The 6,165-nt window shown below is 57.2% G+C and carries 6 protein-coding genes; 3 read left to right on the top strand and 3 right to left on the bottom strand.

The annotated features are described in order from the left end of the window. Positions 1-169 precede the first annotated feature (169 nt). Positions 170-1,579: an ISNCY family transposase gene (locus ATC00_RS00180; protein ID WP_064251577.1), complete on the top strand. Its 1,410-nt coding sequence runs from the start codon at positions 170-172 to the stop codon at positions 1,577-1,579. On the opposite strand, the gene ATC00_RS00175 is transcribed toward ATC00_RS00180, so the two are convergent. Then, positions 1,566-2,303, bottom strand: a complete 738-nt coding sequence (locus ATC00_RS00175) for a hypothetical protein (RefSeq protein ID WP_064251578.1) — start codon at positions 2,301-2,303, stop codon at positions 1,566-1,568. The two genes, ATC00_RS00180 and ATC00_RS00175, sit on opposite strands and share 14 nt — an antisense overlap. 392 nt (positions 2,304-2,695) lie before the next feature. After that, positions 2,696-2,977 (bottom strand): hypothetical protein, encoded by a 282-nt coding sequence (locus ATC00_RS00170; protein WP_064251576.1) that lies wholly within the window; start codon positions 2,975-2,977, stop codon positions 2,696-2,698. Positions 2,978-3,239: 262 nt separating this feature from the next. Here ATC00_RS00170 and ATC00_RS00165 point away from each other — a divergent pair, with 262 nt between their 5' ends. After that, positions 3,240-4,850 (top strand): RcgA family putative transporter, encoded by a 1,611-nt coding sequence (locus ATC00_RS00165; protein WP_064251575.1) that lies wholly within the window; start codon positions 3,240-3,242, stop codon positions 4,848-4,850. Continuing rightward, the gene (locus tag ATC00_RS00160; RefSeq protein ID WP_064251574.1) at positions 4,840-5,865 is read left to right on the top strand and encodes an RcgR family putative quorum lactone hydrolase; all 1,026 of its coding nucleotides are present in this window, start codon (positions 4,840-4,842) and stop codon (positions 5,863-5,865) included. The genes ATC00_RS00165 and ATC00_RS00160 overlap by 11 nt, the downstream gene beginning before the upstream one ends. A 46-nt stretch (positions 5,866-5,911) precedes the next feature. Here ATC00_RS00160 and ATC00_RS33245 read toward each other — a convergent pair. Continuing rightward, on the bottom strand, positions 5,912-6,165 hold a 254-nt coding region (locus tag ATC00_RS33245), incomplete at its 5' end, for a hypothetical protein (RefSeq protein WP_064251573.1).

Raw genomic sequence — 6,165 nt, 5'->3', positions numbered from 1 at the left:
TTGCAAATGGAGTAATAATGAATAGGATGATGTCGCGTTTCTAAGTTGATTACTTTGTCTCAGCTTTAAATAGCTGTGACAGTTATTGTAGCCGCAAAGTTGAAGTGTCCTGTTCCTGCAAAGTTGGAATGTCACTCTCCCCGGGTTTTGATGACCTGGGAGATTGCGGATGGGATTGATTGCGATGAGCGAGCGTGACCTGCAGCGGATTGAGGTTTTGTCGAAAGTGACCGCCGGGCGCATGACGTTGGTTTCGGCAGCGCATGTCCTGGGCTTAAGCACGCGCCAGGTGCGTCGTCTGCTGGATCGGATCAGCGCTGGCGGTGCGGCGTCGATCCGGCACAAGGCGATCGGTCGGCCATCGAACAATCGGATTTGCGACGGCGTGCGCGATTATGCCATGGCGATCGTGCGCGAGCGCTATGCGGACTTTGGTCCGACGCTGGCGGCCGAGAAGCTCGCCGAGCACGACGGATTGCCGGTGTCGCGCGAGACGTTGCGCCAATGGATGGCGGAGGCCGGCCTGTGGCTGTCGCGCAAGCAGCGCCGCACCTTTCACCAGCCACGATTGCGGCGCGAGGCCTATGGTGAACTGGTGCAGATCGACGGTTCCGAGCATCGCTGGTTCGAAGATCGCGGTGACCCATGTTCGCTGCTGGTGTTCATCGATGATGCGACCGGCAAGCTGATGCAGTTGCGGTTTGTACGATCGGAAAGTGCGTTCAGCTATTTCGAGGCGCTCGAACTCTATCTGAAGGCGCATGGTGCTCCAGTCGCCTTCTATTCCGACAAGCATTCCGTGTTCCGAGTGGCGAAGAAGGATGCCAAGGGCGGTCAGGGCATGACCCAGTTCGGCCGTGCACTTTCAGAGCTAAACATCGAGATTCTTTGCGCAAACTCGAGCCAAGCCAAGGGCCGGGTCGAGCGGATGAACCGGACGCTACAGGACCGGTTGATCAAGGATCTGCGCCTGGAGGGCATCTGCGGCATGGACGACGGCAACGCTTTCCTGCCTCGGTTCATGGAGCGCTATAACCGGCAATTCGCCATTACCCCTGCCCGATCTGATGATCTGCATCGGCCGCTGAACCTTGCCCCGGATCGACTGCACGACGTCCTGTGCAAACGTGAGCAGCGTTATGTCGGTGCCCAGTTGACGTTTTCGTTCGAGCGCCAGCGGATCATGCTGGAGGAGACCGAGGTGACGCGCGGGCTGGTCGGTCGCTATGTCGAGACCTACGCGCTTGCCGACGGCCGGCTGGATGTGCGCTGGAAGGGGCATTCCCTGCCCTACCGGGTGTTCGACAAGGACCAGCGGGTGACGCATGCGGCGATCACCGAGAACAAGCGGCTTTCCGATGTGCTGGCCTACATCAAGGAGCGCCAGGACGAGCGGCCGGCGTTGAAGGTCAGGACCAACAGCGAGAAGAACGGCTACACGCCGCGCGGTCGCAAGCCGGGCAAGCGGACGGATTTCATGACCGATCCGGCGGTCGTTGCTCGGCGGCGGCAGGCGCTTTCCCAGCAAAGTGCGGTGGAGCAAGGGCAACCCTACCCGGCACAGTTCAATGGAGAATAAACTCGGAATGCATGTCTGATTCCAGCTTTAAACAGGCAGGCCACAAGGGTGTCTTGTGGTAGGTTCCGTGCTGCCAAATAGTCAGCCCCTCGCGTTCTTCGTGCAGCAATCCCAGCCAGCACAGCGGGCGAATGATATCGTAGCGGAGCGACGACCTTTCCGCCCAGGTTTCGACAGTCATTTCTGCTGGCTCCGGGTACGATTCGCTCGGGTATAGCTCGTTCGCCAGTTCGTCCAGCGAACAGCCCGTTTCTGCTTTCATATTGATAAGATTGAGAAAGACGTGCCACCAACGCATCCGATTGCGGACAGCCTCCTGCGTCTGCCCGTGGTGGATATAGGCATAAAGATAATCCGTCGCGATCAGATCGAAGAAGGCCTGCGGTCTCGCCAAAAAGTCCTGGCCACGTTTTGTCGGCAGCAGGACGTCTTTTTTCCGGCGAAGAAGCTTTAGATGTCGGACCATATCCCGCACCACCCAGAGCGGCGGCATGTCGGCTTCATTGAGGACCTTATTCATCCTGTACAGGTCTTCGGATGTGTACCCGGGCCAATTGAAATGAACGGCGGCCCAGTGCACGAACTTGCGGTTCATGGCGCCCGTCGCTGTTAATCCAATGCCATTGTGAGTGTCGGCATAGGATATCGTCACGATCATCCCGCGAAGCAGCGGCGACAGCGCGGCTACATCGACATCACCCATCAGCCTGATTTCCGGAAGCATCGCGAGATCCTGGCCCTGCACATACAGCTGCCTGCAACATCTACCAGGAACGCAATAAATGAAACTGGGAAAGCTAAAGCCGAAGGGGTGCCCTTCAGCCGCCCCCTCCCTTCCCTTGCAACCCGGCCCAGCCGGTCCGGTCGGGGGCTTGCCTCAGCGCAAGTGGAGATGCCGAGTGTCGTATTTCTAAATGGCTGAAGACGTGTCCAAAGTGACATTTTAACTTTGCGCCGGAACGGACAGTTCAACCTGGCCGCCACAGTTATAACATAGCCCAACTTCATTGACGACTAGCGTGTTCGACGCAATATTCGACACGGGACACCGCCGCCGACACAATCGACAGCAGTGTGGTCTCAGCACATTATTGTGTATCAGCATTAGAGGGAGACTCAGGAAACCGATGTGCTTGGCCGACCGCGAGGGGCTTCCAAGACGGAATTCATCTCATTGGCGTTCAGGGTGCCACGTGTCGCGATCAGGTAAGCCGCCATATAGGCCAGCTTCAGCCTCGATTCCCGATCGCCCCGCGGCCTGTAATTGACGATCGCCAGCCGGCCGGCTTCTTCATCCCGCGCAACATCTAACAGTCGGTTTGCATAGGCTACATTCGTAACCTCGCTGGCCGCCCTGCGTTCAGCGGTCGCCAGTTGCACCGCAATATGCTGATCCATCAAGTCGCAAAGGGAAACCGCAGTTTCCGCCCCACTCTCCTCTTTTTGTCCCGCCTTGCGCTCCGGCGCTGACGCACTCAAATCCGCGCTCGGGCGCGGAGAAATGGACCCGGTACCACGGGACGAACGCGAACTGGATGACGACAACAGTAGCATGGTGGAATGCCTCACCGATCAAGTTGCATTGCGGGCGTAAAACCATTGATTGAGGCTGAAGGCACGATAGGATACGAAATGAAACGAAATTTGGGCATTTAAGCCATTGGAAAAGAACGGAAAGATTTTTGTTGCACCGCCCAAGGACGGGAGCGATTTCAAGGAGCTGTTCAAGCAGTTAGCCGCTGCGGGAGCAGGCCGGCCATTAGGCAGTGACGGGTTTCCGCAAGGCCCATGGACGCCGGAGCTTTTGGCAGAGGCGATTTCACAGATCGACTCCAACCGGATCGGGGTCGATTTGCGGACGGTGCAGCTCTGGTTTCAAGAGAACGAGAAGGGGATTAGCCCGTCCAACATTCGTTGGCTGGCGCGGATCTTTGGGTGCGACGATCCGGAAGCGACCAGCGAATGGCAGATGGAGCTCAGCGGCGCGCAAACACGGCTAACCGCCAAGAGGCGAGATTCGAAGAAGGCGGGTAGCAGCACGGCGCTGCGGGTTCGAGATATGCCGCCGCCTGTGACGGCCGATGATCAGACGCAGCCTGCGGGCGATCTGCCACAAGGCATTGATGCCACCCGGCGAAGACAGGGTTTCGGCTTGGCGAGAATATCGGAGGCGCTTTTTAGCCATGGATCTCCCTTGAATCTACCGGCGTCGATATTCGCGGGTGCCTCCGCCCTTGGGTTTTTGTCGTATATCGTGGGGATTCACAGCGCCACCCATAGCCGGGCGGATGGTGTCGTTAAGCAGGTCGGTTTTCTATGGGCACCGAACTGGACGTTCCTCTTCATGGTGCTCTTGCCGCTATTTTTCGCGTTCGTGATAGAGCTGCTGGTCTTCTGGAAACATGACGCGCGCTTCAGGCTGGTAGCGCAGGGCGACCGGCTGGAAAGCGACGATGCCTGGACGCGCAACGTTCAAGCTTATTCGTACACATACTGGGCGGTTTTCTTGATCTGCGTTTTGTTCGCGGGACTTTTTCAATGGATCGGCGTGTGCTTGATCCCGTTGATCAACGGCGGTGGCAACTATGCAGTAGATTGGGGCAAGCTACCCATTGTGCGCCCTGAAGTCATATCAGTGCCGATGACCATTGTGTTCACAGGTCTCGCATATCTCTACATGTGCCTCTGCTTTTATCTTTTTTTCGCGGGCCTCATTCTGCTTCATACGATCGTCCATGATCTCTGGAGAATTGAAGACGCATCAACGATGCGACCGGTGCAACATCGGCGCGAGGGCGGTGAAATCGGCCTTAGGGTGATGCGGGGAATTTTCCGGTGTACTGTCCTGGGTGTTCTGGTCGCCATATGCATGAAGGTCCAAAGCTCTTACCTGAGCTCGAACGGAGGAGATATCGTGACCTGGATAGCCCACGATATGTCTTCGGTCCTGTATGAGCGCCACGACGGCGGCAATAGCTTCAGCTATAGAATGCCAACGCATTACAGCAGCCTCCTAGTCGCCGTTTCGACCTGTATCGTTTTTCTGTACGGTTTCATCCGCTTGGGTGTCGGAAAGCGGTTTCGCGTGCCTCTACGGAGGATGTCTGCAGTCGTAGGGTTGCTCTTTGCCAGCTACTTGTTGATCGATGCCTTTGAGGGCTTTTCGATCCTCCTCGGCGTTGGAGTGCTGCTCGCGACATACGGCCTCTTTGATCCAGAGTTTGGGCGATGGCGAGCAAGCGAGTTAGGAAGCAACCAGAGTGTATCATAATTGGCTTGATCGTTGGGACGAGCGGCGGGCGCGGCGCGGTGAGGAAGCGAAGAAAGTAACGGATTTCATCCTCGACGCCGGCCGGGCCTTCCCGGGCGAGAAGAGGATAGAAACTCTCGACGAGTTTTGTGCCCTTGCGGACCAGGCCCTGTCTGATTCAAGCTTTTACGATGAGCCGAGCGGGAGCGGTCAGGGCTTTGAAAGGCACGATGGGTGGCTCAGATTTCCATCGGACATTTCTACTGACGTCGAAGAGAACAACGTCGTTTGGGCAAACATCACCGAGAGCGCCTCGCTCGATCAGGCATTGGTGATTTTTCATCACTGGAATGCCAGCGCCCGAAATCGTCAGATTGCCAAGTTTTTCTCGCAGCGTGGGATCACGGTTGTCGAGATTGCTATGCCTTATCACTTCGAGCGCAGCCGTCCCGGCTCGCTGTACGCCGATTATATGCTTAGTTCGAATCTCGGCCGAACGATCCAGTCTGTAAGGCAGGCCGTATGGGATGGGCGAAAGCTCATCCGCTGGCTGAAGAGCGAAGGCTATCGAGAGGTCTCGGTTCTCGGCATGAGCCTTGGCTCCTGGGTTGCGGGATTGATCGCTGCGCATGATCCGGCCGTATCGAAGGCCTCGTTATTTTTGACGGCGGGTAGTCTCGCAGACATGGTTTGGACGGGGCGCGCGACCCGATCGATACGTGATAGCCTTGAGCCTGTAATTGAGCTCACCGATCTCCGAAGGGCATGGGGTCCGCTCAACTTGGAGAATTACGCGCATAATCTGGCACGGTCCGATCTCGAACTTCACGTCGTGTTGGCTACGAGGGACAAGGTGGTGTTGCCCGACCTATCGAGTCGCTTCATTCAGAAGCTGAAGGACGTCGGAGTCAGGCCGAATGTTTTGGAACTGAACTGCGGTCACTATTCGCTCGCCATGCCGCCTTACATTTTACTGGCGGGTTTGAGCTTGAAGCGGTTTCTATCGTGTGCGGGCAAATCTGCCCGGCGAATATGAAGCGTCGGCCGCGTTACAGTGACACTCACAAAAGGTCGAGAGCCGCCTAGTGAGGCGGCTCAACGCTGATCAGCGCGTCGAATGCGGCCTCTTCCTGCTGGTGCTGTGTGACGGCGCGCTCCAGCTCGGCCGCGATCTGCTGACGCTCGCCGGCGTCGATGGATGCCGCCAACTCGGCCCGCAATTCCTCAATGTGCTCGTAAATGGTCATCGTCAGCTCCGTATCCATCCGAGCAGTGCCGCGGGATTTTGGGTGCCGCGCGTGGTAACGTCGGTTCATGGAGATCGATGAGGACAAGA

The sequence above is a fragment of the Sinorhizobium americanum genome, assembly GCF_001651855.1.
Taxonomy (GTDB): domain Bacteria; phylum Pseudomonadota; class Alphaproteobacteria; order Rhizobiales; family Rhizobiaceae; genus Sinorhizobium; species Sinorhizobium americanum.
This window is presented reverse-complemented; position numbering and strand designations above follow the sequence as displayed.

What these genes read in the sequence shown, in the direction of transcription:
- ATC00_RS00180 (WP_064251577.1), top strand. Translation starts at nt 170, where the DNA reads ATGGGATTGATTGCGATGAGCGAGCGTGACCTGCAGCGGATTGAGGTT.
- ATC00_RS00175 (WP_064251578.1), bottom strand. Translation starts at nt 2,303, where the DNA reads ATGCTTCCGGAAATCAGGCTGATGGGTGATGTCGATGTAGCCGCGCTG.
- ATC00_RS00170 (WP_064251576.1), bottom strand. Translation starts at nt 2,977, where the DNA reads ATGGATCAGCATATTGCGGTGCAACTGGCGACCGCTGAACGCAGGGCG.